This is a genomic window from Oceaniradius stylonematis (genome assembly GCF_965223445.1).
In the GTDB taxonomy this organism is placed as follows: domain Bacteria; phylum Pseudomonadota; class Alphaproteobacteria; order Rhizobiales; family Rhizobiaceae; genus Roseitalea; species Roseitalea stylonematis.
This window is the reverse complement of the sequence record NZ_OZ244994.1, coordinates 2,477,327-2,502,882: the sequence shown is the minus strand read 5'-3', so window position 1 is coordinate 2,502,882 and position 25,556 is coordinate 2,477,327. Positions and strand designations below refer to the sequence as shown.

General features: G+C 65.2%; 23 protein-coding genes. 3 read left to right on the top strand and 20 right to left on the bottom strand.

All coding sequences use genetic code 11. The features are described from left to right. Positions 1 to 44: 44 nt before the first annotated feature. The 14 genes from phnN to phnG form a co-directional block, all read right to left on the bottom strand. On the bottom strand, positions 45 to 656 hold the full coding sequence (phnN, locus tag ACOQOU_RS12310) for a phosphonate metabolism protein/1,5-bisphosphokinase (PRPP-forming) PhnN (RefSeq protein WP_306026186.1): 612 nt from the start codon (positions 654 to 656) through the stop codon (positions 45 to 47). Then, positions 656 to 1,795 (bottom strand): alpha-D-ribose 1-methylphosphonate 5-triphosphate diphosphatase, encoded by a 1,140-nt coding sequence (locus tag ACOQOU_RS12305; protein ID WP_306026185.1) that lies wholly within the window; start codon positions 1,793 to 1,795, stop codon positions 656 to 658. Before ACOQOU_RS12305 ends, phnN begins: the two co-directional genes overlap by 1 nt. Positions 1,796 to 1,907: 112 nt before the next feature. Continuing rightward, on the bottom strand, positions 1,908 to 3,440 hold the full coding sequence (gene phnE, locus ACOQOU_RS12300) for a phosphonate ABC transporter, permease protein PhnE (RefSeq protein ID WP_306026184.1): 1,533 nt from the start codon (positions 3,438 to 3,440) through the stop codon (positions 1,908 to 1,910). A 13-nt stretch (positions 3,441 to 3,453) separates the two neighbouring features. Further along, positions 3,454 to 4,425 carry a phosphonate ABC transporter, permease protein PhnE gene (gene phnE / locus ACOQOU_RS12295; protein WP_306026183.1) on the bottom strand — a complete coding sequence of 324 codons (972 nt, stop codon included), beginning with the start codon at positions 4,423 to 4,425 and terminating at the stop codon, positions 3,454 to 3,456. Positions 4,426 to 4,497: 72 nt separating this feature from the next. Then, a complete protein-coding gene (gene phnD, locus ACOQOU_RS12290; protein ID WP_306026182.1) occupies positions 4,498 to 5,397 on the bottom strand; it encodes a phosphonate ABC transporter substrate-binding protein in 900 nt (299 codons plus the stop codon). 98 nt (positions 5,398 to 5,495) lie between these two features. Continuing rightward, positions 5,496 to 6,332: a phosphonate ABC transporter ATP-binding protein gene (gene phnC, locus ACOQOU_RS12285; RefSeq protein ID WP_109766747.1), complete on the bottom strand. Its 837-nt coding sequence runs from the start codon at positions 6,330 to 6,332 to the stop codon at positions 5,496 to 5,498. Between the two features lie 115 nt (positions 6,333 to 6,447). Beyond that, entirely contained in the window at positions 6,448 to 7,062 is a 615-nt protein-coding gene (locus ACOQOU_RS12280; protein WP_306026181.1) for a DapH/DapD/GlmU-related protein, read from the bottom strand. Between the two features lie 4 nt (positions 7,063 to 7,066). After that, positions 7,067 to 7,771, bottom strand: a complete 705-nt coding sequence (phnL, locus tag ACOQOU_RS12275) for a phosphonate C-P lyase system protein PhnL (protein WP_306026180.1) — start codon at positions 7,769 to 7,771, stop codon at positions 7,067 to 7,069. 4 nt (positions 7,772 to 7,775) lie between these two features. Beyond that, entirely contained in the window at positions 7,776 to 8,564 is a 789-nt protein-coding gene (phnK, locus tag ACOQOU_RS12270; protein ID WP_245412709.1) for a phosphonate C-P lyase system protein PhnK, read from the bottom strand. 95 nt (positions 8,565 to 8,659) lie between these two features. Beyond that, complete coding sequence (locus tag ACOQOU_RS12265) at positions 8,660 to 9,547, bottom strand: alpha-D-ribose 1-methylphosphonate 5-phosphate C-P-lyase PhnJ (protein ID WP_306026179.1); 888 nt, start codon at positions 9,545 to 9,547, stop codon at positions 8,660 to 8,662. Further along, positions 9,544 to 9,963, bottom strand: coding sequence for a FosX/FosE/FosI family fosfomycin resistance hydrolase (gene fosX / locus ACOQOU_RS12260; RefSeq protein ID WP_109766743.1), 420 nt, complete (start codon positions 9,961 to 9,963; stop codon positions 9,544 to 9,546). The genes ACOQOU_RS12265 and fosX overlap by 4 nt, the downstream gene beginning before the upstream one ends. Continuing rightward, positions 9,960 to 11,063, bottom strand: coding sequence for a carbon-phosphorus lyase complex subunit PhnI (locus tag ACOQOU_RS12255; protein WP_306026178.1), 1,104 nt, complete (start codon positions 11,061 to 11,063; stop codon positions 9,960 to 9,962). Before ACOQOU_RS12255 ends, fosX begins: the two co-directional genes overlap by 4 nt. Before the next feature lies 1 nt (position 11,064). Then, entirely contained in the window at positions 11,065 to 11,676 is a 612-nt protein-coding gene (gene phnH / locus ACOQOU_RS12250) for a phosphonate C-P lyase system protein PhnH (protein WP_420578887.1), read from the bottom strand. 5 nt (positions 11,677 to 11,681) lie between these two features. Then, positions 11,682 to 12,149, bottom strand: a complete 468-nt coding sequence (phnG, locus tag ACOQOU_RS12245; RefSeq protein ID WP_306026177.1) for a phosphonate C-P lyase system protein PhnG — start codon at positions 12,147 to 12,149, stop codon at positions 11,682 to 11,684. Between the two features lie 95 nt (positions 12,150 to 12,244). On the opposite strand from phnG, the gene phnF reads away from it, so the two are divergent. Next, positions 12,245 to 12,988, top strand: a complete 744-nt coding sequence (phnF, locus tag ACOQOU_RS12240; protein ID WP_306026176.1) for a phosphonate metabolism transcriptional regulator PhnF — start codon at positions 12,245 to 12,247, stop codon at positions 12,986 to 12,988. A gap of 3 nt (positions 12,989 to 12,991) precedes the next feature. On the opposite strand, the gene ACOQOU_RS12235 is transcribed toward phnF, so the two are convergent. Further along, positions 12,992 to 14,410, bottom strand: a complete 1,419-nt coding sequence (locus tag ACOQOU_RS12235; RefSeq protein WP_306026175.1) for a coniferyl aldehyde dehydrogenase — start codon at positions 14,408 to 14,410, stop codon at positions 12,992 to 12,994. A gap of 112 nt (positions 14,411 to 14,522) precedes the next feature. On the opposite strand from ACOQOU_RS12235, the gene ACOQOU_RS12230 reads away from it, so the two are divergent. Continuing rightward, positions 14,523 to 15,689 (top strand): acyl-CoA dehydrogenase family protein, encoded by a 1,167-nt coding sequence (locus ACOQOU_RS12230; RefSeq protein ID WP_306026174.1) that lies wholly within the window; start codon positions 14,523 to 14,525, stop codon positions 15,687 to 15,689. Between the two features lie 9 nt (positions 15,690 to 15,698). Here the strand turns inward: ACOQOU_RS12230 and argB are convergent, their stop codons facing one another. Beyond that, positions 15,699 to 16,604 (bottom strand): acetylglutamate kinase, encoded by a 906-nt coding sequence (gene argB / locus ACOQOU_RS12225; RefSeq protein ID WP_306026173.1) that lies wholly within the window; start codon positions 16,602 to 16,604, stop codon positions 15,699 to 15,701. A 103-nt stretch (positions 16,605 to 16,707) separates the two neighbouring features. Then, entirely contained in the window at positions 16,708 to 18,729 is a 2,022-nt protein-coding gene (locus ACOQOU_RS12220) for a PhoX family protein (RefSeq protein ID WP_306026172.1), read from the bottom strand. Positions 18,730 to 18,988: 259 nt separating this feature from the next. On the opposite strand from ACOQOU_RS12220, the gene msrB reads away from it, so the two are divergent. Beyond that, entirely contained in the window at positions 18,989 to 19,507 is a 519-nt protein-coding gene (gene msrB / locus ACOQOU_RS12215; RefSeq protein WP_109766734.1) for a peptide-methionine (R)-S-oxide reductase MsrB, read from the top strand. A 90-nt stretch (positions 19,508 to 19,597) separates the two neighbouring features. On the opposite strand, the gene dnaK is transcribed toward msrB, so the two are convergent. From dnaK to ACOQOU_RS12200, 3 genes are all read right to left on the bottom strand, one after another. Further along, complete coding sequence (gene dnaK / locus ACOQOU_RS12210) at positions 19,598 to 21,526, bottom strand: molecular chaperone DnaK (RefSeq protein ID WP_109766733.1); 1,929 nt, start codon at positions 21,524 to 21,526, stop codon at positions 19,598 to 19,600. A 195-nt stretch (positions 21,527 to 21,721) separates the two neighbouring features. Beyond that, positions 21,722 to 23,992 (bottom strand): transglycosylase domain-containing protein, encoded by a 2,271-nt coding sequence (locus ACOQOU_RS12205; RefSeq protein WP_306026171.1) that lies wholly within the window; start codon positions 23,990 to 23,992, stop codon positions 21,722 to 21,724. Between the two features lie 120 nt (positions 23,993 to 24,112). Beyond that, a complete protein-coding gene (locus ACOQOU_RS12200) occupies positions 24,113 to 25,513 on the bottom strand; it encodes a M20/M25/M40 family metallo-hydrolase (protein WP_109766731.1) in 1,401 nt (466 codons plus the stop codon). Positions 25,514 to 25,556 lie beyond the last annotated feature (43 nt).

The window sequence follows — 25,556 nt, the reverse complement described above, 5'->3', positions numbered from 1 at the left end:
TCCCGATCCCGATCCTATGCCGTTGCGGCGGATGGTGTGTGCGCTCAGCCGGGATTCGTCAAGACCGGGCGCAGCCGTGCAACGGCGCCCGACAGGCGCGCACGGACCAGATGGGCCAGCGCGTCGCCCGCGATGGCGAGCGGGCCGCTATTGTCGATGGTCACCGCCGTATCGGCGCCGCGATAGGCGGGCACGGAGCGGCGGAGACGGCCGGCGATCTGTTCTGCCGTTTCGCGTCCGCGCGCGGCAAGGCGCGCTGCGATCACCTCGGGGTCGGCGACGATCTCGACCACCTGAACGTGCGGAAACCGGTCAAACAGCCGGTCGAGCGCCTGGCGCGATCCGTTGACGATGGCAACGCCGCCGGTCTCGACATGGTCGAGAACCGCCGTCGGGATGCCGTAATGCAGGCCGTGCGCCTGCCATTCGGCACAGAAGGCGCCTTCAGCCAGCAGCCGGCGAAACTGGTCTTCGGTGACCGGCTCATGGTCTTCGCCCCGGCTGTCGGCGGGACGGCTGATGACGCGGCGCACGAACAGGACACGGTGGTCGCAGGCCAGCGCGGCGCGCGCATGGTTGATGACACTGTCCTTGCCGACGCCGCTGCGCCCGACGACAGCAAAGAGCATGCCGGTCGCAGGATCGACGCCGCCCATCAGGCCACCCGGCGCCCCTCGCGCCAGACCTGGCGGACGACCGGAATCGTGTCCTGACGGCCCACACGCACCAGATCGGCGCGCAGGCCGGGCGCCAGCCGGCCCCGGTCTTCGAGCCCCACCTGACGTGCCGGATTGGCCGTCACCATGGCGATCGCGTCCGGCAGGTCGATATGGTCGATCTCCTCGGCCAGAACGAACGGCGCGTAGACCAGCGAGAACGGCACATAGTCGGACGACAGCACGTCGAGAACGCCTTCGCGCGCCAGTTCGCGGGCGGCAATGTTGCCCGAGTGCGACTTGCCGCGCACAACATTGGGCGCGCCCATCAGAACGCCCATGCCCGCATCGTGGCTCGCCTTGGCCGCGGTCATCGATGTCGGGAACTCGGCGACGGTGACGTTGAACTGCTTGGCTTCCTCGACATGATCGAGCGTCGCATCGTCATGGCTGGCAATGGCAATGCCGCGTGCCGCGCAGATCGCGGCCAGCGCGTGCCGGTGCTTGTCCGAATAGATCGCCGACTGCATCTGCCGGCGTTCGACAAAGGCGCGGAACTCCTCGTCGGACAGGCCGCGCTTGGTCTTGTAGTAGAGCTCGTACTGGTCAAGCGTCTGGAACTGACGCTGGCCGGGCGCGTGATCCATCAGCGAGATCAAGCCGACGGCCTCATCGTCCTCGAATTCGGAAAAATGGTCCATCACGTCGGCGGCGGACACCTCGCAGCGCAAATGGATGCGGTGCTCGGCGCGCAACCGGCCCTCGCGCTGCGCCTCCTGGATGGCGCCTGACATGGCCCGCATCTCGCCTTTTTCGAAGCCGCCATCCTCGTCGGAACCCAGCCGCAGGCAATCGAACACGGTGGTGATGCCGGAAGCCGCGATCTGCGAATCATGGGCCTGAATGGCGGCGGTCAGCGGCCAGCGAACGCCGGGACGCGGCGCGAAATGCTGCTCGAGATGGTCGGTGTGCAGCTCGATCAGCCCGGGGACGACATAGTCGCCATCCATGTCCTCGCCATGGGCCACGGCGCCGGCATCGATGTCGGTGATCACGCCATCTTCGATGACGATCGTGCCGTGCAGGACCTGATCTTCAAGAACGAGGTTGGCGTTGGTCAGAACGGTTTGCGGCGTCATCGGATGCGTTTCTCTTTGTCGGGGAATCGGCGCATTGGCGCCGGCCTTCCTATGGTCCGTCTTTATGACGTTTGCGTGACCGTCTCAACGCAGACACGCGGCGATCAAGCCGTCAGCCCGCCTGGCGGCCGACCAGCCGTGCCCGCAAGGCGCCGGAGACGTTGTCGAAGATGAAGACGACGATCAGGATCAGGATGACCATGTAGAAGACGTTTTCCCAGTCCTGATTGGTGCGCATGGCTTCCCAGAGCTTGAGGCCGATGCCGCCGGCCCCGACAGCGCCGATGATCGTCGCAGACCGCGTGTTGGACTCCCAGAAATAGAGCGCCTGGCTGGCAAAGATGGGCAGCACCTGCGGCACCACGCCGAAACGCTGGACAGCCGCCGGGCCCGCGCCGACCGAGCGGACGCCTTCGCGCTGCTTGTCGTCGATGTTTTCGAGCGCTTCGGAATAGAGTTTGCCGAGTGTGCCCGTGTCGGTGAAAAAGATCGCCGAGATGCCGGCCAGCGGTCCCGGCCCGAAGGCACGGGTGAAGAACAGGGCCCAGATCAGCATGTCGACCGAGCGCAGGAAGTCGAAGAAGCGTTTGAGGATCTGGTTGACGAAACGGTTCGGCGTGATGTTGCGGGCGGCGGCAAAGGACAGCGGAAAGGCGATGAAGACCGCAAAGAGCGTGCCGACGAAGGCCATCACGATGGTCTGCAGCAGTTTGATCCAGACATCTCCGTGCTGCCATTCCGCATTGTAGACGATGTTCTGCCACATGATGCCGAAATTGGACCGCCCCTCCTCGATCGGCGGGCCGAACGCCTTGCCCATGACCTCGCCGAAGCCCAGGCCCCAATAGGGCGAGGCGGGATCGAAGACGAAATTCTCCCAGCCCAGGAAGCGGCGATTGACCTTGACCTCGCGGTGACGGATTTCTGCACGCCCGTAAAAGCCGAAGTCGATGAAGACCTTGGCGCCCGGCGCGCGCTGGCTTGCCCACTCTGGCAGCGGCCCCTGCGGCAGGACCTGCTCGTTCTCCCGGTCGATCAGAACGTCAAGCGTGCCATTGTAGCGGGTAACGATGACGCGGTCGGGGGTCACGTCGATGGTTCCGCGCTCATAGATGGTCACCAGAGCGCGCGCGACGCCCTGCCGCGTTTCCGTGACGACCGCCTCGTCCGCCGCCGGCGCCGCGCCGCCAAGGGCATTGTCTTCGGCCGTCAATGTCGCATCGGAGTTGGGCGACATGAAAGAGCCCGACGCCGGTGCGGCCGATGCCGAATTGTCCGTCGGGCGGTCGACGATGACTGTGACGGTTCCCTGTTCGGTCTCGATCCAGTCGGGATCGGGGTTCTCGCCGAGCGGCGAAAAGCGCGGGAAGGTCACCTCGATCTCGCCGTCGCGATATTCGATGTCCGGCCGCACCTCATAGGACACCCAGTCGGCCAGATAGGTGCCGGCAATGTTCCAGTTGCCGTTGGCAAAGACCTGGCCGATCGAGAAGAACCAGAAGGCGTAGATGCAGTAGGCGGTCACTGCGGCGACGGCCAGCGGCGCGGCGAAACGCTTGTGGAAGGGCCGCCGGAACACGTCGGGCTGGCGAGCCATGATCTCGTCGATCCGGGCGGTGGAAAGCGGTTGGGCGGACATGGTCATGGCATCATCTCCACTAGGCGCCGAACTGGAAGGCCTGGTCGCCGACGATCTTGCGGCGCAGCCAGGCCGAAAGCTGATCGACGGCGACGATGGTGACGAAAAGAAGGAGTATGATCGCCAGCGTCTTGGCCTCGTGGCCGCGGCTGATCGACAGGCGCAGCACTTCGCCAATGCCGCCCGCGCCCACCGCACCGATGATGGTGGAGGCGCGCACATTGATCTCAAGCCGCAGCAGCGTGTAGCTGAGAAAGTTCGGCATGATCTGCGGCACGATGCCGAACCAGACGCGTTCGGTCCAGTTGGCGCCGACCGCCCGCAGGCCCTCATCGGGTTTCATGTCGGCGTTTTCGACCACCTCGAAGAACATCTTGCCGAGCGCGCCGATCGTGTGGATCGACACGGCGATGATCGCCGGCACCGGGCCAAGCGAGAAGATGGCAAGGAAGAAGCCGGCGATGACGATCTCCGGGAAGGCGCGCAGGAACTCCATGAAGCGGCGCACGACAAAGCGCAGCCAGCGGGTCGTGGTCAGGTTGGTGGCGGCCAGAAAGCAGAGAAGGAAGCCGAAGATGAAGCCGATCAGGGTCGACAGGATGGCGATGTTGAGCGTCTCGACCATCTTGTGGATGTATTCGGGGACGTACCAGGTGCCCCAGAAATAGACGCGGCCATCGGGATAATCATATTTGAACGAGCCGTCATAATAGGGGCTCTCAAGATCGAACAGCGCCCGCCACACCTCCCAGCCGTCGCGCGGGATCATGCCGCCGGCAAAGTCGAAGAAGTGCGGCAGCCGGTCGAAGAACTTGCCTGCATTGGTCTGGTTGGCGAACCATAGCGACGCGAACAGCGCAACGAACAGGATGCCCAGGCTCAACGCCGTGTAGAGACGGCGCTGGCGGACGAGATCGCGCCAGTGGCGATCGACATCGTATTGCCCGTTTCGGACATACGCGTCGGGATCGTGCAAGTCTGTCGATGCCATGGGAAAAGGTCCGCCAGATGATGACGCGCCGCGCCCCTTTCGGAACGCGGCGCGGCATGGTGTCGATCAGGCTCAGGAGCCGATCTTGGACTTACGGGCGGCGACGATGGTCTCGTAGAACGAGTGGTCCACGTCGATGAAGCCGGCGAAATCGCCGCCCTGGACCGAGCGGAAGCAGTCCGGATGGTTTTCGGGCATGGCCTTGAAGAACTCGATGAACCTGGCGCGCACGTCCTGATCGAGCTGGTTGGAGACGACGATCGGGCCGTTCGGGATCAGCGGCGAGCGCCACACTTCGTTGACCTCGTCCATGTCCAGAAGGCCCTTGTCGACCATCTTGCGGATGTTGCCCGAGGTGTAGCCGTCGGCGAACTCGCCAACGCCCGACGACCAGGTCACCTGAACGTCGAAATTGCCCTTCAGCATTTCGAGAACGCCATTCTCATGGCCGCCGCCGAAGCCGGTTTCGGAGAAGTATTCGTCGATCGGCATGCCGAGCTGTGCCGGCAGGGCGACGGACGGAACGAGGAAGCCGGAGGTGGAGTCCGGGTCGGCAAAGCCGAGCCGCTTGCCCCGTGCGTCCTCGATCGACTCGATGCCCGAATCCTTGCGGGCCAGCATGATCGAATAATAGCCGGTGGCGCCATCCACCTGCTGGGTGGTCAGGACCGGGTCAACAGCTTCGGGGTCTTCGAGATAGACCTTGGCATAGGCCGAGGCGCCCAGTTCGGCATAGTCGAGCGTGCCGCCAAGCAGGCCCTGGACGACGCCGTCATAGTCGGCGGCGGGGAAAAGCTGAACTTCCTTGACGCCGATGGCTTCGGGCAGAAGGTCGATCAGGCACTGGTTGTTGCGCAGGCGGTCGGCTTCGTTTTCACCGCCCAGAATGCCGACGCGGAACACGTCCTGTGCATGGGCGCTGGTGGCAACGAGAGCGACGGCAGCGGTCGCGAGCAGGGTCTTCTTCAGCATGTTTGGTCTCCCGGAAGTGGCATGAAGATCGGGCATGGCCCGGTTGGCCGTGTTGAAACAAAAAACCGCCCGTCCGGCCCGGCGAGCGGCTAAACCTGTCAGGCGCCAACCAGCGCCGGTTCCTTGGTTTCCTTGGCGCGTGCGGGCCTTGCCGGCGCGAGGCTGGTCGAGGTGACGGCTTCGGAGAACGCATCCTCGAGCCCGTCCGCGCCATAGATCGAACGGGCGGCGGCCTCTGTCAGATCGTCCGGTCCGCCATCGAACACGACCTTGCCCGCCTGCATGCCGATGATGCGCTCGCAGAAGGTGCGGGCGGTGTCGAGCGTGTGCAGATTGGTGACGACGGTGATGCCGTCATTGCGGTTGATGTCGCGCAGCGACTGCATGACGATCTGAGCGTTGCGCGGATCGAGCGACGCGATCGGCTCGTCGGCGAGAATGACCTTGGGCTGCTGCATCAGGGCGCGGGCGATCGCGACCCGCTGCTGCTGGCCGCCCGACAGGGTTCCGGCGCGCTGCATCGCGGCGCGCTCGATGCCCAGCCGTTCGAGCGCCGCGATCGCCATGGCGCGTTCCTGATCGGAGAAGATGTTCAACAGGCTTGCCACCGACGAGCGGTGGTTGAGCCGCCCGAGCATCACATTGGTCAGAACGTCGAGGCGTGGCACCAGATTGAACTGCTGGAAGATCATGGCGCAGTCGCGCTGCCAGTTGCGCAGCTTCTGCCCGCGCAGCGCCGACACGTTCGTGCCGGAGAAGACGATCTTGCCCTCGGTCGTGTCGATCAGCCGGTTGATCATCCGCAGCAGCGTCGACTTGCCCGCGCCAGAGGCGCCGATAACGCCCACCATCTGCCCTTCGGGAATGCCGATCGTCACATTGTCGACGGCGACATTGGTCCCGAAACGACGGGTGACCTGGCTGACTTCGAGCATTCGCAAAGGACCTTTTCGCAACCGCACACGTTTCGCGGCCTATCGGCCCGATGTGAATGTCCAATGTCAGTTCGGTGTCAGTTGTGTAACAGTCCACAGCCCCGAACCAGGCTTGTCAGCCGCCATGTCTGGCGAGAAAGGCCTCGGCCTCAAGCGTCCGGAAATCGTCGAGTGCGCCGCGCAGATCGGCATGGCTCCAGTCCCACCAGGCCAGTTTCTCCATGCGTTCGGCGATGTTCGGGGTGAACCGGTCGCGGATCGGCCGGGCGGGCACACCGCCGACGATGGCGTAGGATGCAACGTCTTTGGTGACCACCGCGCCGGAGCCGACGACGGCGCCGTTGCCGACCGTGACGCCGGGCAAAATGATCGCGCCGTGGCCGATCCAGACATCGTGGCCGATCACGACCCGGTGGTCGCGGCGCCAGGCGAAGAACTCGGGTTCGTTGTCGGCGTCGTCGAAATAGTCGCCCGCCCGGTAGGTGAAATGGTGCTGGGTCGCCCGCCAGGTCGGATGGTTGGTGGCGTTGATGCGCACATGACTGGCGATGTTGGCGAACTTGCCGATGGTTGCGCACCAGGCCTCGGTCTGGCGGATCAGATAGGAATAGTCGCCGATCTCGCACTCGGTGACGACGCAACCCTCGTCGATCTCGGTGTAGCGGCCAAGCGTCGAGCCGGTGACGCGCGCTGTTGCATGGACCATCGGCTGTTCGGACAGTTTGGGCATTGGCTCAGGCGGCCTTTTGCGGGGCAAAGCCGGTGACGTCGATGATCCGGTCCGCCACCGCCTCGCGCAGGTCGGCGTCGTGGAAGATGCCGAGGAGAGCGACGCCGTCGGCCTTCTTCTCACCGATCATCGCAACGACGACGGCGCGGTTGGCGGCGTCGAGCGATGCAGTCGGCTCGTCCAGCAGGAGGATCGGATGGTCGGTGATGAAGCCGCGGGCGATGTTGACCCGCTGCTGCTCGCCGCCCGAGAAGGTGGCCGGCGGCAAGTCCCACAGCTTTTCGGGCAGATTGAGGCGGGCAAACAGGTCCGCGGCGCGGCGGCGCGCCGTATCGGGATCGGCGCCGCGCTGCACCAGCGGTTCGGCGGCGACATCGAGCGCGGAAACGCGCGGCACTGCGCGCAGGAACTGGCTGACATAGCCGATCGTGTCGCGCCGCACGGCCATCACCTGACGCGGCTCGGCCCGCGCGAGGTCGATCAGCGTGCCATTGTGGCGGATCAGGATCTGGCCGACATCGACGGCATAGTTGCCATAGAGCATCTTCAGGATGGACGACTTGCCGACGCCGGACGGCCCGCTCAGCACCGCGCACTGGCCGGTCTCGATCGAGAAATGCACCGCGTCGACCACCGGAATGCGGACGCCGCCGCGCAGATGCATGGTGAAGCTCTTGGAGACACCGGAAACGATCAGGGGAACGGCCATCGCATCATGCCTGCAGGATCGAGGAAACGAGAAGCTGGGTGTAGGGCGCGCGCGGATCGTCGAGCACGCGGTCGGTCAGGCCGGTCTCGATGACCCGGCCGTCCTTCATGACGACCATGCGGTGCGACAGGAGCCGCGCGACGGCCAGATCGTGGGTGACGACGACGACCGCCAGACCCAGATCGGTGACCAGCCCTCGCAACAGGTCGAGAAGGCGCGCCTGCACCGACACGTCGAGGCCGCCGGTCGGCTCGTCCATGAAGACAAGGCGCGGACCCGTGACCAGATTGCGCGCGATCTGAAGGCGCTGGCGCATGCCGCCCGAAAAGGCGCGCGGCTGGTCGTCGATCCGATCCTCGGCAATTTCGACGCGGCCGAGCCAGTCGCCGGCGGTGGCGCGGATGTCGCCATAATGCCGGGCACCGGTCGCCATCAGCCGCTCACCGACATTGGCGCCCGCCGACACGGTCATGCGCAGGCCGTCCGCGGGGTTCTGGTGGACAAAGCCCCAGTCGGTGCGCATCAGGAAACGCCGTTCCGCTTCGCCCATCCGGTAGAGATCGCGGATGTGGCCGTCGCGCATGCGGTAGGTCACCGTGCCCGTCGTCGGCATCAGCCTTGTCGAGATGCAGTTGAGCAGGGTCGTCTTGCCCGATCCGCTCTCGCCGACCACCGCCAGAACCTCGCCCGGCCAGATGTCGATGCTGACATCCTCGCAGCCGATGCGGCTGCCATAGAATTTCGACACGCCGCTGGCGGACAGAAGCGGTTTGTCTTCATCGAAGGCCGGCAAGCCCTTACCCTGCGCTTGTTGAAGGGGCGGGTTTGCGGTTTCACCTCGTCCATTGGCCGGCTCAGGGTAAGGTGAAACACTGTCGCTTTGTGTCATCATGTTGCCGCTCCTTCACTTGCCATCGAGCCTTTGTGGCCGGCGGCACGGCGCTTTTCGCAATGGTCGGTGTCCGAGCACGCGAACATGCGCCCGCCGCGATCGTCGAGAACCACCTCGTCGAGATAGACGCCTTCGGCGCCGCACAGGGCGCAGGGCTGGTCGAACCGGTTCACCTCAAACGGGAAATCCTCGAAATCGAGACTGACGACGCTTGTGTAAGGCGGCACCGCATAGATTCGCTTTTCGCGTCCGGCGCCAAAGAGCTGCAGCGCTTCGGACTGGTCCATCTTGGGATTGTCGAATTTGGGCGTCGGCGACGGGTCCATCACATAGCGGCCCTCGATCTTGACCGGATAGGCATAGGTGGTCGCGATGTGGCCGTTGCGCGCGATGTCCTCATAGAGCTTGACGTGCATGAGCCCGTAATCCTCGAGCGCGTGCATCTTGCGCGTTTCGGTCTCGCGCGGTTCCAGAAAGCGCAAGGGCTCGGGGATCGGCACCTGATAGACGAGGATTTGTCCTTCGACGAGCTTCTCCTCGGGAATGCGGTGGCGCGTCTGGATGATGGTCGCGTCGGCGGTGCTGGTCGTGGTGTTGACCTCGGCGACCTTGGCGAAAAAGGCACGGATCGAGACCGCGTTTGTCGTGTCGTCGGCGCCCTGGTCGATAACCTTGAGCGTGTCGTCAGGGCCGATGATCGAGGCGGTGACCTGCACGCCGCCCGTGCCCCAGCCATAGGGCATCGGCATCTCGCGCGAGGCGAACGGCACCTGATAGCCGGGAATGGCGATCGCCTTGAGGATCGCCCGGCGGATCATCCGCTTGGTCTGTTCGTCCAGATAGGCGAAATTGTAGGTGGCGAGTTCGGCGGGTTGGGTGGTCATTCGGCGGCCCTTCTTCCCTTCGCGTAGCGCGCCAGACGTTCGGCCAGCGTACCCGTATGAAGCTCGAACATGTGGTCGTCCTCGTCGTAGAAGTAGATTGAGCGGCCTTCGCCGGGAACGCGGGGGCGCGGCGGCTTCATGTCGAGGCCCAGTCGGCGGACGCGCTCCACGCAGGCATCGAAATCGGCCTCGTCAATCTTGAAGGCCACATGGTCGTAGCTGCGCTCGCACCGGCGCTCGCCCTCCATGATCGCGATCCAGACGCCTCCGGCCAGAAAGAACTTCTCGCGCGACAGCGAGAACGTTTCCTCGCCGCTTGCGTAGACCTCTTCGGCGCCCAGCACCTCGACGAGGATGCGCGTCATCCGTTCGAGATCGGAGACGATGAAGGTCACATGAGACAGCCCCTCGATCATTCGGCTGCCTCCGCTGCGGTTTCGCCCGCATCGCGCCGGCTCTCATGTTCGACGCGCATGGTGCGGACCAGCTCCAGTTCGGCCTGGAAGTCGACATAATGCGGCAGTTTGAGATGCTCGACGAAGCCCGAGGCCTGGACGTTGTCGCAGTGGGAGATGACGAACTCCTCGTCCTGGGCCGGCGCGACGATGTCCTCGCCCAGTTCGCGCGCCCGCATGGCGCGGTCGCACAGGGCCATGGCCATCGCCTTGCGCTCGGACTGGCCGAAGACGAGGCCGTAGCCGCGCGTGAACTGCGGCGGCGCCTTGGACGAGCCCTTGAACTGGTTGATCATCTGGCATTCGGTGAGCTGGACGCGCCCGATGGTCACCGCAAAGCCGAGCTCGGGCATATCGACAGCCACCTCCACTTCGCCGATGCGGATCTCGCCGGCGAACGGGTGAGAGCGCGCATAGCCGCGCTGGGTGGAATAGGCGAGCGCCAGCAGGAACCCCTCATCGCCGCGCGAGAGGGATTGCAGGCGCGTGTCGCGCTGCATCGGAAATTCCATCGGTTCGCGGGTGATGTCGCCGGGCATCTCCGTTGCCGCATCGCCGTCGCCCTCGATCAGCCCGTCCTCGGCCAGAATGTCCGAGACGCGCATGGCGCGGGCCGGTTCGCCCTGGCGGCGCGCGGCATCCGGCACTTCGGCATCGCCGGCAAGCTCAGGGTCGAGAAGCCGGTGGGTGTAATCGAAGGTCGGCCCGAGCATCTGGCCGCCCGGCAGGTCCTTGTAGGTCGCCGAGATGCGCCGTTCGATGTGCATCGCGCCGGTGTTGACCGGCTCGGAATAGCCGAAACGCGGCAGCGTGGTGCGATAGGCGCGCACCAGGAAGATCGCCTCGATCATGTCGCCGCGCGCCTGCTTGACCGCCAGCGCGGCCAGGTCGCGGTCATAGAGCGCGCCCTCGCTCATCACCCGGTCGACAGCGAGCGCCAACTGGCCTGCGATCTGCGCCAGCGTCAGCGCCGGAACGGACCGGTCGCCGCGCCGGCAATCGGCGAGCAGCCGGTGCGCATTGCGGATCGCCTTTTCGCCGCCTTTGACCGCCACATACATGTCAGTTCTCCGTCGCCTGGATGCGCGTCGTGCGCGGCAGCGCGGCGACCGCGCCGGGCGTGGCCAGCACGATGTCGATGCCGCGCGGGAACAGCGCATTGTTGTCGGCCCAAAGGGCCGCAAACCGTGCCGGAAGCCCGCTCGGCGCCAGCGTTGCGCTCTGTTCGATGCCCGGCCCGGTCAGCGTCAGCGCCGGGCCGCCCGTCAGCTCCGGCACCTGGACGATCAGCGTCGCCGACCGGTCCGGGTATTCCTGCGTACCGCGGGCAAAACGGTCGAACGAGCCGAGCGACGGGCCGTAGCCGATCAGCGCAAAGGCGGCCTCGGCGGGATCGCCCGTGACCGGTGCGCCGGCGTGAAAGCCGAGCCAGCGCGCCACGGCACCGTCCGTTGCCAATGCCGCATCGAGCCAGACCGGCGTGTCGGCATCGCACAAGGTGAGCGCGGCGGCGGCGGCGACCGGGCCCAGCGGCGGCGGGGCGGAAGCGCGATGGCTGACGGCCTGCACTGTGCCGGGCCGGGCCATGGCGTCCATGAGTGCGTGGAAGACCGATTGGGCATCGAAGACGGGCGAGCCAAAGCCGCCGGTGACGATCGCGTCGTTGGATTGCATCGCCATCAGTCGTCTCCCCGCACCATGGTGAAAAAGTCGACCTTGGTCGCCGTGGTCTCGGCGGCGCGAGCGGCATCGCGCGCTGCGATCGCCGCTTCGAGTGGCGCTATGACGGCCTCGTCGAGCCGGGCGGCCATGATGTCGTCTTGGGCCAGCGCATCGATGACGGCGGCAAGCTTGGCCTTGGCCTTGTCGCGGCCGAGCGCCATGGCATGACCCGTCGCGCCGTCGGAAAGACGGACCGTGGCGCGGGTTGCCGTCGCCTCGCCCAGATTGAACGCCGCGCCACCGCCGCCCATGCGGCCGCGCAGCGCCACCAGTCCGATTTCAGGCCCGCGCACCAGTTCGCATTCGGGATCGATGCCAAGGCCGTTCCAGCATTCGGCCAGCAGCGCAGCGTCGCCCTGGGCGAGGACGGACAGGCGATGCCGGCGCGCCCGGGCGCGGTCGTCGGTGGGCTCGGATACAGGCATCAGTGTCTCCAAATTTGTCTATTGTTATAGACAACCAGATAAGATATTGTCACGCCTAGGCGTCCGCTGTGACAGAGTTATGACAAGGCCGGAAAATGACGGGGCAACCCGACCGAATCGAACGCCAATCGGGCATCGCCATGTGGCGGCAGATCGCCGATGCCATCCGCGCCGGGCTGTCGGGGCCGCTCGTCGATGCGGACGGAAAACTGCCGCCGGAAAAGGTGCTGGCCGAACGGTTCGGCGTCAACCGCCACACGGTACGCGCGGCGATAAGGGCGCTGGCGCATGAAGGGGCCGTCCAAAGCCATCAGGGGCGCGGCACCTTCGTGCGGCGCAAGCCGCGGCTGACCTATCCGATCGGCCGGCGCACGCGATTTTCGGAAGGGCTGGAGGGCCAGGCGGCGAACCGCGGCGCCGAACTGATTGCCCACCGGAAGGAGAGCGCCCCGGCCGACATCGCCCGTGCGCTCGATATCGCAACGGGCGCACCGGTCATCCGCCTTGAAAGCCTTGGTCTTGCGGACGGCATGCCGGTGTCGCGCGCGACATCGTGGTTCGACGCAGGCCGTTTCGGCGCGATCGCCGACATCTTTGCCCGGTCCCGGTCGGTGACCCGCGCTTTGGCGCAACTGGGCGTGACCGATTATGTGCGGGCATGGACGCGGATCGAGGCACGGCACGGCACAGCCGACGATCTCGACCATCTGCGTCTGTCGCCGGGCGCGATCGTGCTGGTTGCCGAGGCGGTCAATGCCGACATGGACGGACGGCCCGTCCAATATTCGCTGTCCCGCTTTGCCGCCGACCGGGTGAGCCTTCAGGTCGACGGCGGCTGACCCCTACCTGCCGATCATCCAGTCGGTCAGCCAGCGCATGCGGCGGCCGGAGGGGCGAATGATGGTGTCGCGCAGGATCGGCCATTGCGGCAGGACGAGCACCGAGCGCGCATGGGTGAATTCGGCAAAGCCTCGCTTGCCGTGATAGGCGCCATAGCCGGACGTGCCGACCCCGCCGAATGGCAGGTGCTCGACCGCAAGGTGAACGATGGCGCCGTTGACGACCGCGCCGCCCGATGTGGTCCGGGCCACAAGTTTTTCCGCCGCGCGCGCATCGCGCCCGAAGGCATAAAGCGCGAGCGGATGATCGCGCCCGGTGATGAAACGCACCGCATCGTCCAGATCGTCATATTCAAGGATCGGCAGGATCGGCCCGAAAATCTCCTCGGTCATCAGCCGGCTGTCCGGCGCCGGGCCGACAACGACGGTCGGCGGGATGCGGCGGGCTTCCGGCGCCGTGTCGCCGGCGGTCAGAACGGTCAGACCGGCGTCCCGCGCTGCTTCGATCATCGCGGCCAGGCGGTCATGATGCCGTTCGGTGATGATCGATGTGTATCCGTCTCCGGTCGCCGGATCGGGATGGGCGCGCCTTACCGCGGCGATGATCGCCTCTCCGAATGCCGCCGCCTGCCCCGTGGGGACGAGCAGATAGTCGGGCGCAACGCAGGTCTGGCCGGCACTGTAGAACTTGCCGAAGGCGACGAGCGGCGTGTGCTTTTCCGGATCGGCGTCCGGCATCATCACGCAGGGGCTCTTTCCGCCCAGTTCCAACGTCACGGGCGTCAGGTTTTCCGCCGCCGCCATGGCGATCTTCCGGCCAACCGCGGTCGAGCCGGTGAAAAAGAGATGGTCGAAGGGCAGTTCGGAAAAGGTTTTGCCGATTTCGGGCCCGCCGGTCACCACAGCCACCTCGTCCTCTCCATAGACATCGGCGAACAGCCGCGCCAGAAGGTCTGCGGTGCGCGGCGTGAATTCCGATGGCTTGATCAGCACCCTGTTGCCCCCGGCGAGCGCTGTGGCCGCCGGTATGACGGCAAGCTGGAACGGATAGTTCCAGGGCGAAATCACACCGACGACGCCCTTGGGTTCGTGGCGCACATAGGTGCGGCCCGGAATCGGAATGCCCAGATTGAACATGCGGGTCGGGTTCGCCCAGCGGTCCAGGTGGCGGCAGGTGTGCTCGATGCTGCCTATCGTCACGGCAACTTCCGCCGACAGGGTCTCGTCGGCCGACCGGTTGCCGAAGTCGTCGCTGATCGCGTCGACGATCTCCGACCGGCGGGCGCGGATGGCACGGAGCAGATCGCGCAGCTTCATGCGCCGCGCGCTGATACCGGGCACCGAATCGAACGAAAAGGCCGACCGCTGCACGTCGAAGGCCGCCTGAAGACGGTCGTTATCCGGTTTTTGGGGTGCGTTCATGACGGCAATATAAGCGTGCGACCGCGCTTCGTCATCGGGCCCGTCATGCATACTTGACGGCGCGGGCGCGGACGCAGCACGGTGCCGCTGCGGGCGCCGGACAACGGAGGAAATGCGGCCAATGGAAATGCTGACCCCCACGGCGGCCTGGGCCGCGGACGAACACCGCATGTTCACCGACGCGGTGCGGCGCTTTTTCGCCGACGAGCTGGTGCCCAACATGGAGCGCTGGACCGAACAGGGCGTCGTCGAACGCGGCTTCTGGGAGAAGGCCGGAGCGCACGGGATCATGGGTGGCGCGGTGCCCGAAACCTATGGCGGCGCCGGCGGCGGCCTGGCGTTCGATGCGATCACGCTCTACGAACAGGGCAGGGTCGGCGATGCCGGCTGGGGCTTCGGCATCCAGTCGATCGTCATCCATTATCTGCTCGCCTATGGCAGCGAGGAGCAGAAGCAGCGCTGGGTGCCGGGCCTTGTCAGCGGCGACAAGGTGGCGGCGCTTGCCATGACCGAACCGGGCACGGGCTCGGACCTTCAGGCGATCCGCGCCTTCGCCGAGAAGGACGGCAACCAGTACAGCCTGAACGGCTCGAAGATCTTCATCACCAACGGCCAGACGGCCGACCTGATCGTCGTCGCCGCCAAGACCGACAAGAGCGAAGGCGCCAGGGGCATGTCGCTGATCGTGCTCGAAACCGAGGGCGCGGAGGGGTTCCGGCGCGGCAAAAACCTCAAGAAGCTAGGCATGAAGGCCAACGACACGTCGGAGCTGTTCTTCGAGGATGTGAAGATCCCGCGCACCAACCTTCTGGGCGCCGAAGAGGGCCAGGGCTTCTATCAGTTGATGAAGCAATTGCCGTGGGAGCGGCTGGTGATCGCGCTGACGGCGCTGGGCTATATCGACTATGCGCTTTCGGAGACCATCGGATACGTGCAGGAGCGCAAGGCATTCGGCCAGCGCATCATGGATTTCCAGAACACCCGGTTCAAGCTCGCCGAGATGAAGACGAAGGCGGAGATGCTGCGCGCCTTCGTCAATGACTGCATCGTCAAGGCCGAGGCCGGCACGCTCGATCCGGCCACCGCGTCCATGGCCAAATATTGGGGCAGCGAGGTGCAGAACGAGGTGATGCACGAGTGCCTGCAACTCTTTGGCGGCTATGGCTACATGATGGACTATCCGATCGCCCGGCTCTATGCCGATGCGCGCGTGCAGATGATCTATGGCGGCTCGAACGAGATCATGAAGGAGCTGATCGCCCGGTCGATCGACGTCTGAGGGGTCGCGTCAGACCGGATCGTGCACGATCAGCGTGCCGGCGCCATGCTCGGTGAAGAGTTCGAGCAGCACCGCATGCGGCGTCTTGCCGTTGAGGATCACGACGCCCTTGACGCCGCGGGTCAGCGCCGCGATGCAGGTCTCGACCTTGGGGATCATGCCGCCCGAAATCGTGCCGTCGGCGATCAGGTCGCGCGCCTGACTGACTGTCAGTTCCTTGATCAGCGTGCCGTTCGTGTCGAGGACGCCCGGCACGTCCGTCAGGAACAGGAGCCGCTGCGCGGCCACGGCGCCGGCAATGGCGCCCGAGAACGTGTCGGCATTGATGTTGTAGGTGTGGCCGTCCCGGCCCGGCGCGACCGGCGCGATCACCGGGATCATGCGCGAGGTGGCCAACTGGTCGAGCAGCGTGCGGTCCACCTTGGCCGGTTCACCGACAAAGCCCAGATCGACGACGCGCTCTATGTTGCTGTCGGGATCCCTGACGGTCTTCTGCGCCTTTTCGGCGAAGACCAGATTGCCGTCCTTGCCGCACAGGCCGATCGCCCAGGCCCCTTGCGCGTTGATCAGCGCGACGATCTCCTTGTTGATCGAGCCGGCGAGCACCATCTCGACGATCTCGACGGTCTTCTCGTCGGTGACGCGCAGGCCGCCCTCGAAGGTCGATTCGATGCCCATCCGGTCGAGCATGGCACCGATCTGAGGCCCGCCCCCGTGAACGACGACAGGGTTGACGCCGGACTGTTTGAGAAGCGCGATGTCCTGGGCGAACGCCTTGCCGAGCGCCGCATCGCCCATGGCGTGGCCGCCATATTTGACGACCACCATCTTGCCCGCATAGCGCTGCATATAGGGCAGCGCATCGGCGAGGATCGCCGCCTCGGTGGCGGGGGTCGAAATGTCTTTGGAGGCCATGGCGGACGCCCTTGAATGTGGTCGGAGCCCTCATAAACCCCTCGCCCGCATAAGAAAAGGCGCGGGACGGATCCCGCGCCTTCGATTGTGCAGGCCGACCGTGTCAGACGGCGATCTTGCCGCCGCCCTGCTTGGTCACGACAACCACGGACGGACGCGGCGGCATGGCCGGATCGAAGTCGGGCCAGCGGGTCGCCGGGTCCTCGAAGGTCGAATCCTTGGCAAAGCCCACCAGATCCTTCGTGCCGTCCGTGCCGGGATGCTGGACTGCGAGGAACAGCGTTTCCGCATCGTCGGTGAAGTAGGGGCCGCACAGTTCGCCGCCGACAGGGCAGCGGAAGAACAGTTTGGAGTGGCCGCGCAGTTCGCCTTCGGTCTCAAGGCTGTAGAGCCCGTCCGACTTGCCGGTCTTGGCCCAGTTCGATCCCTGGTCGGTGGAAATCCACAGACGGCCGTCGGCGTCGATGGCGCAGTTGTCGGGCGAACCGAACCAGCCATGTTCGGAGGTTTCCGGGTGCCATTGGGCGCCCACCTCGGCGATCGAGGGATCGCCGCATTTGACCAAGATCGACCAGGTGCCGGTCGTCGCCGAGTGGTTGCCGCCCTCTTCCTTGATCTCGATGATGTGGCCGAAGTTCGATTCCGGACGCGGGTTGGCCGCATCGACCTGCTCGGGCGTGCGGCGGCTGTTGTTGGTCAGCATGATGTAGGCCGTGCCGTCGCCGCGCGGCTGGGCGTCCTCAGGACGATCCATCGGCGTCGCGCCCAGAAGATCGGCGGCAAGGCGCGTGTCGATGGCGATGTCGGCCTGGCTTTCAAAGCCGTTCTCGGCGGTCAGCGGGCCTTCGCCATGAACCAGCGGCAGCCAGTCGATGGTGCCGTCATCGTTGAAGCGCGCCACATAGAGCGTGCCTTCGGACAGGAGCGAGGAGCCGAACACCGAGTTTTCGTCGGTCACGGCATCGGCCGACACCCATTTGTACTGATAGTCGAAACGGTTGTCGTCGCCCGAATAGATGACCAGGCGGCCATCGGACGCAACGGTTGTCTCGGCGCCTTCGTGACGGAAGCGGCCGAGCGCCGTGTGCTTGATGGGTGTCGCGTCCGGGTTCATCGGATCGACTTCGACAATGTAGCCGAAACGGTTCGGTTCGTTGGGCTCCTTGTCGATGTTGAACCTGTCGTGGAACTTGCCCCACGCATACCAGCGGCCCGGCACGCCATAGCGTTCCATCGAGGCGGCCTCGGGCTGGGCCGAAAGGTCGGGATCGCCTTCGGCGTCGAGCGTGTCGGTCCAGAAATAGCCGTGGAAGTTCTCCTCGGCCATCAGATAGGTGCCCCAGGGCGTCATGCCGCCGGCGCAATTGTTGATCGTGCCCAGCACGTTCATGCCGGTGGGATCGGCGCTCGTTTTCAGGCGGTCATGGCCGGCAGCCGGACCCGAGAAGGTGATCGGGGTTTCGGCGGTGATGCGGCGGTTGTTCGGATTGTCGCGGTTGACCGACCATTTGCCGTCCTCACCGCGCACGATCTCGAAGACCGAGCCGCCATGAGCGGCCATTTCGATGTCGACGAGTTCCTTGGTCATTTGCTCGAAGCCGGACCGGTCCTGGCGGCCAATCCCGGGGAACATCACTTCTTCATTGGTGTACTCGTGATTGACGCAGAGCATGCCGCGGCCGGGCTCGATCTCGGCAAAGCCGACATAGTCATTGTTGTAGCCGAACTGTTTGGCCTGGGCTTCGGCGGTCTGGTTCATGACGTCGAATTCAGGCGAATCGGCCATGATGGGATCGCCCCAGCGGATCAGCACGTCCGCATCGAAGCCGTCGGCGATGTGATGGGTCTGGTCGTTGCCCCAGCGCAGTTCGGTGAAGTTGAAGCGGTCGCCCTCGGTCATTGCGAGCGCCTGTCCGGGCGCGGTTAGGGCCGAGGTGCCGAACAGGGCCGCAGTGGCCGTCACGCCCAGCACGCCGCGCAGAACGTCGCGGCGGCCATAGCGGCGGTTGATCACATCGCCGATCGTGTTGCCGAGATTGGGGTTGGTCGGGATGTCGTCGAATGCCTCGAACGCCTCGGCACGGTTGCCGTGCGCAGGGTCGTTGATGATCTGCTTGCGATCCATGGAAGTCCTCCGGGTGTCATTTTTGACGTGTGTGCGCGCATCCGGCTTTGGGCGCAGCCGCGGCACCAAACCTTGCTTGCAACTTTTGTGTGACAGGCATGTTTCGATCTGGAAGGATTCCAAGCTCGTGCCCCATTCCTTGCTGCGCGAATTGTCGCATCGGCACAGGGCTTACCTCGCGTTCACGAAATCGTGGACGAAGGTGAGATGCAAACCGCCGACACGACCGCTATCTTCACGTTCGACACGGGAGTTTGCCATGGTGACGAAACGATCATTCCTGACGCTGGGCCTCGGCGGCGCCGCTGCCGCCGGCATCTTCAAATGGTGGGGCGCAAACCCGGCGACAGCTGCCGCGGACGGCGCTTTCGAAATCGTCAAGACCGAGGAAGAATGGCGGGCGCAGCTGACGCCGATGCAGTATGCGGTGTTGCGCGAAGAGGCGACCGAACGCCCGTTCACCAGCCCGCTCAACGACGAGAAGCGCGCCGGCGTCTTCCATTGCGCGGGATGCGACCAGGAACTGTTCCTGTCGGAGACCAAATATGACAGCGGCACAGGCTGGCCGAGCTTCTGGCAGGAGATCGAGGGCAAGGTTGCCTACAGGACCGACTACAAGCTGCTGATCCCGCGCACCGAGGAGCATTGCAGCCGCTGCGGCGGTCATTTGGGCCATGTCTTCAATGACGGCCCGCAGCCGACCGGCAAGCGCCACTGCATCAATGGCGTGGCGCTGAAGTTCACGCCCGCCGACGGCTCCGAGCCGGTCTACGGCTGACGGCACTTACGCCAGACAGCACGCAAAGAAAAAAGGCCGATCCGGTTTCCCGGATCGGCCTTTTTGATGGCGTGAACGAAGGCGAGCGGCTTACGACGCCTTCTTCTGGTCCTCGTCGTCGTCGATTTCCTCGAAATCGGCATCGACCACATCGTCAGAGGCGGCGTCGGCTTCCGCATCGCCTTCGGCGGCGGCCTGTTCCTCGGCCTGGGTGGCTTCATAGATGGCCTGTCCGAGCTTCATCGAGGCTTCTGCGAGCGCTTGCGTCTTGGCGGTGATCGCCTCGGCGTCGGGGGTCTCGGCGGCGGTCTCTTCCTTGAGCGCGGCGATCGCGTCCTCGATGGCCGTCTTGTCTTCCTCGGACACCTTGTCGCCATGCTCGGACAGCGACTTTTCGGTCGAGTCGATCAGCGACTCGGCCTGGTTCCGCGCTTCGACCGCCTCGCGGCGCTTCTTGTCCGCCTCGGCATTGGCCTCGGCGTCCTTGACCATCTGTTCGACTTCCTCGTCGGACAGTCCGCCCGAAGCCTGGATGCGGATCTCGTGCTCCTTGCCGGTGCCCTTGTCCTGGGCCTTGACGTTGACGATGCCGTTGGCGTCGATATCGAAGGTCACCTCGATCTGGGGGATGCCGCGCGGCGCCGGCGGAATGCCGACCAGATCGAACTGGCCGAGCAGCTTGTTGTCGGCGGCCATTTCGCGCTCGCCCTGGGCGACGCGGATGGTCACGGCGGACTGGTTGTCCTCGGCGGTCGAGAAGACCTGGCTCTTCTTGGTCGGGATCGTCGTGTTGCGGTCGATCAGGCGGGTGAAGACGCCGCCAAGCGTCTCGATGCCCAGCGACAGCGGCGTGACATCGAGCAGCAGGACGTCCTTGACGTCGCCCTGCAGCACGCCGGCCTGAATGGCGGCACCCATGGCGACCACTTCGTCCGGGTTGACGCCCTTGTGCGGCTCCTTGCCGAAGAACGACTTGACCGTCTCCTGGACCTTGGGCATGCGCGTCATGCCGCCGACCAGAACCACCTCGTCGATCTCGCCGGCCTTCATGCCGGCATCCTTGAGGGCGGCTTCCATCGGCTTGACGGTGCGCTTGACCAGATCGTCGACAAGGCTTTCGAACTTGGCCCGTGTCAGCTTCATCGTCAGGTGCTTGGGACCGGACGCATCGGCGGTGATGAAGGGCAGGTTGATTTCGGTCTGCGCCGAAGAGGACAGTTCGATCTTGGCCTTTTCGGCCGCTTCCTTGAGGCGCTGCAGGGCCAGCTTGTCGCCCTTCAGGTCGATGCCCTGATCCTTCTTGAACTCGGCCGCGAAGTAATCGACCAGACGCATGTCGAAGTCTTCACCGCCAAGGAAGGTGTCGCCGTTGGTGGATTTGACCTCGAAGACACCATCGCCGATCTCGAGGACCGAAACGTCGAACGTGCCGCCGCCAAGGTCATAGACCGCGATCGTCTTGCCGTCGCGCTTGTCCAGGCCATAGGCCAGAGCAGCAGCGGTCGGCTCGTTGATGATGCGCAGAACTTCCAGACCGGCGATCTTGCCGGCGTCCTTGGTGGCCTGGCGCTGGGCGTCGTTGAAGTAGGCCGGCACGGTGATGACGGCCTGCTGCACGGTCTCGCCCAGGTAGCTCTCGGCGGTTTCCTTCATCTTCTGAAGGACCATGGCGGAGATTTCGGCCGGCGAACGCTTGTCGCCGCCCGCTTCGACCCAGGCATCGCCGTTCTTGCCCTCGACGATCTTGTAGGGGACCATCTTCTTGTCTTTTTCGACGGTCGGATCTTCATAACGGCGGCCGATCAGGCGTTTGACCGCGAACAGCGTGTTCTCGGGGTTGGTGACCGCCTGACGCTTGGCCGGCTGGCCGACGAGGCGCTCGCCGTCATCGGTGAAGGCCACCATGGACGGCGTGGTACGCGCGCCTTCCGCATTCTCGATGACCTTTGCGTCCTTGCCATCCATGACGGCGACGCAGGAGTTGGTCGTTCCCAGGTCGATGCCGATAACTTTTGCCATGTCTAACCTCTTCTTTCAGCGAACCGCACGGACCCGTTATGGCGTTCGTGTGCGCGGCCCCTCTTCGTTGGCAGATCGATTGTTTCCGGACGGCGCAAAAGGCGCCTTCCGCGCTGGCGGGTATATAAGGAGGGCGCATTTTGCGTGCAAGGCGGGTGTTTTGGAATGTTTTCGGTGTGAGGTCGCCTGTTGGGCCTACTGGCCCAAAATCACGTCGAGAACCGTTCCGGTCTGCCCCTGCGACACACCGACATCGGTTTGAGGGCGCGGAGCACCCGTCGACGAGGTGATCGTCCGGTCCGGTGGCGGCAGGGCGACGCGATCGCGTGCCACGGCACCCGATGGCGGCGACCTGTCGCTTGCGACAGGTGTGCCGCCGTCGACAGGCGCGGAAGGCCGCCCGCCGGGACCGAACGGGAAGCCCTCGGGGCGCGGCTTGGGAATGACGTTGAACGGCATGTAGCCGGGCAGGTCGGCGATGGCGACGCCTTGGTGAGCAGCCACCATGAAGTCGCGCCAGGCCTCGGCCGGCAGCGTGCCGCCGGTGACGTTCTTCATCGGCTTGCCGTCGTCATTGCCGAACCAGACCCCGGTCACCAGATGGGCCGTGTAGCCGACGAACCAGGCATCTCGGGCGTTCTGGGTGGTGCCGGTCTTGCCGGCGGCGGGATGATCGAACCGGGCCGCGCGGGCAGTGCCGGCGCGCACGGTCTGGCTCATCATCTGGTTCATCATGCCGGCGAGATCGGGCGCCAGCACGCGGCTGCGGCTGTCTTTTCGCTCGTAAAGAACCTCGCCCTCCATGGTCGTCACCCGGCGGATCAGGTGCGGGTCGGCGCGATAGCCGCCGGACGCGAACGGCACATAGGCCGATGTCAGCTCGTACAGCGTGACTTCGGACGTGCCGAGCGACAGCGAGGCGTTGGCTTTCAGCGGCGAGGCGATGCCCATTTTCTGCGCCGTGCGCACAACGGTACCCGCGCCGCTTTCCATGATCAGTTGCGCCGCCACCGAATTGAGCGATCTGGACAGCGCGGTCTCCAGCGTGACCGGGCCGTGATATTTGCCGCGATAATTCTCCGGCGCCCAATTGCCGAACCGAACCGGCGTGTCGTTGCGCACCGACGAGGGCAGCGCGCCTGCTTCGAGCGCGGCAAGGTAGACGAACGGCTTGAACGCAGAACCGGGCTGGCGCTTGGCCTGACTGGCCCGGTCGAATTGGGAGGCGGCATAGTCGACGCCGCCGACCATGGCGCGGACGGCGCCGGCCGGATCGATCGCCACAAGCGCGCCCTGGCTGACGACGCGCTCGGCGCCATGTTCGGCGATCGCGGCGCGGATGGCCGTTTCGCCGGCGGTCTGCAGGTAGAGATCGACCGTGGTATCGACGATCACGTCCTGCCGGACTTCGCCGATCAGTTGCGGCAGTTCCTCCATGACGGCGTCGGCGACATAATGGTGCGCGCCGGACCAATAGCGGTTGGCGCGGGCGGCCGGGCTGGCCAAGGCCGCGGTCATTTCCGTGTCGGACACAAGCCCCTGTTCGCGCATCACCGAAAGAACCACCTGCGCGCGACTTTCGGCCCGTTCGGGATTGCGGTTCGGCGACAGGCGCGACGGCGCTTTCAAAAGCCCGGCGAGGAGCGCCGCTTCGGGCAGGGACACATCGCGCGCCGACTTGCCGAAATAGCGGCGCGCCGCCGCCTCGACGCCATAGGAGCCCGAGCCGAAATAGACCCGGTTCAGATAAAGTTCGAGGATCTGCTCCTTGGAGTATTCATGTTCGAGCCAAAGGGCCAGCAGCACCTCCTGCACCTTGCGGCCGACGGTGCGCTCAGGCGTCAGGAACAGGTTCTTGGCGAGCTGCTGGGTCAGCGTCGAGCCGCCCTGCACCAGCCCGCCAGCCATCACGTTGCGGGCCATGGCGCGGGCCAGCCCGATCGGGTCGACGCCGAAATGGGAGAAGTAGCGCCGGTCCTCGATGGCGATGACGGCCTTGGGAATATAGGGGCTCATCTCATGCAGGCCGACCGCCGCGCCGCCGGTCGCGCCGCGATTGGTCACCAGCGTTCCGTCGACCGCGACGATCTTGACATTGGGCGGCCGGTCGGGAACCGCCCATGCGCTGGCCGAGGGCAGTTGCGCGCCGTACCATGCGATGATGCCGGCCAGCGCGACACCGCCCCAGATGCAGGCGATGAACGACCAATAGACGAAGCCGCGCACGAAACCGCGCCCGCTTGTCCTGCGGCGTCCGCCGGATGAGCCGCGTGCGGCCGGTTTCCGGCGCGCGCCCGATGCGGCCTTGGCCCCCGGCTTTTTGGACGACGGTTTGCGCTTGCGCGCCGGCGGGGGCGCCGCGCGATCGGCCGCCGTCACCGAGAAGTCGGCGGCCGACTTTCGACCGCCGCGATCCTCGAACCGCGGCTCGACGCGCGTCTTGCGCTTCTTTCGTCTTGAAAACATGCGGGCCCGCACAACCGTGACACCAAACAAACGAACGGCCCGATGAGCCTAGAACGCGGCCATTTAAGGTGCGGTTAACCGCGCGGGCCCGCCGGTTTCACGGCTTTGCCCGATCGGCGATCATGTGGAGGCCAGAGCATCGAGAATACGCGCCCAGGAGCGCTGACCCTTGGTGAACGAGGCCAGATTGTACTTCTCGTTCGGTGAATGGATGCGGTCGTCCGACAGGGCAAAGCCGACCAGCAGCGAATCCATGCCGAGCATGCGCTTGAAGTCGCCGACGATCGGGATCGAGCCTCCCATGCCGATCACGGCGGCAGGCATGGGCCACTCGTCGGACAATGCCGCCTTGGCGGCCAGCACGGCCGGTGAATCGGCGGCGAGGATATTGGCCGGTCCGGCGCCGTGCTCGGCGAATTCAACCGAACAGTCGCCGGGAATGCGCGCGCGCACGAAGGCCCGGAAATTGTCGCGGATCGCCTGCGGGTCCTGACCGGCGACCAGGCGGAACGACACCTTTGCCGATGCCTTGGCAGGAATGACGGTCTTGAACCCCTCGCCCGTATAGCCGCCGATCATGCCGTTGACCTCGGCGGTCGGCCGCGCCCAGGTCAGTTCCAGGACGCTGCGGCCACGCTCACCGGACGGGTGTTTCAGGCCGATCTCGCCGAGAAACGCCTCGTCCGTCATGCCCAGCGCTTTCCAGCTTTCAAGCTGTTGCGCCGGCACCTCTTCGACGCCGTCGTAGAAATGCGGAATGGTCACTCGGCCGGTCTCGTCGTGCATGGCGGCGAGAACGGCGCTCAATATGTGCAGCGGATTGGCCGCCGCACCGCCGAAATAGCCCGAATGAAGATCGCGATCGGCTGCGTGGATCGTGATTTCCTCGCCGACCAGCCCGCGCAGGCTGCCCGAGATGGACGGTGTTTCGGCGTTCCACATGGACGTGTCGCAGACCAGCGCCACATCGGCCTTCAACTCGTCGGCATTGGCTTTGAGGAAGGGTTTGAGCGAAGGCGATCCGCTTTCCTCCTCGCCCTCGAACAGGATGGATACGCGGCATGGAAGGGCACCATGAACGGCCTTGTAGGCCCGGCAGGCCTCGACAAAGGTCATCAACTGCCCCTTGTCGTCCGACGCGCCACGAGCGGAGATCACGTCCGTGCCGCCGATGGTTTTCACCCTGGGATCGAACGGATCGTCGTGCCACAGGTCCAGCGGGTCGACCGGCTGGACGTCGTAATGGCCGTAGAAAAGGACATGCGGCGCATCGGCGGACGGGCCATCATGGTGGGCGACGACCATCGGGTGGCCATCCGTGTCGCGCACCGACGCGTCAAAGCCGATCGATGCCAGATCGCCGGCCAACCAGTTCGCCGCGGCACGGCAATCGTCCTTGTAGGCCGGGTCGGTGGAGATCGACCGTATCCGCAACAGCGAAAAGAGCCGTTCGATGCTGTCGTCCACGGCGCTGTCGAGCGCGTCGAGAACGGGTTCCAGGCTCAATGCCGGTTTGGTCACGGGTCGCCTCCCTGCGTGTACGGTTGCGGTCGCGATTGATGGG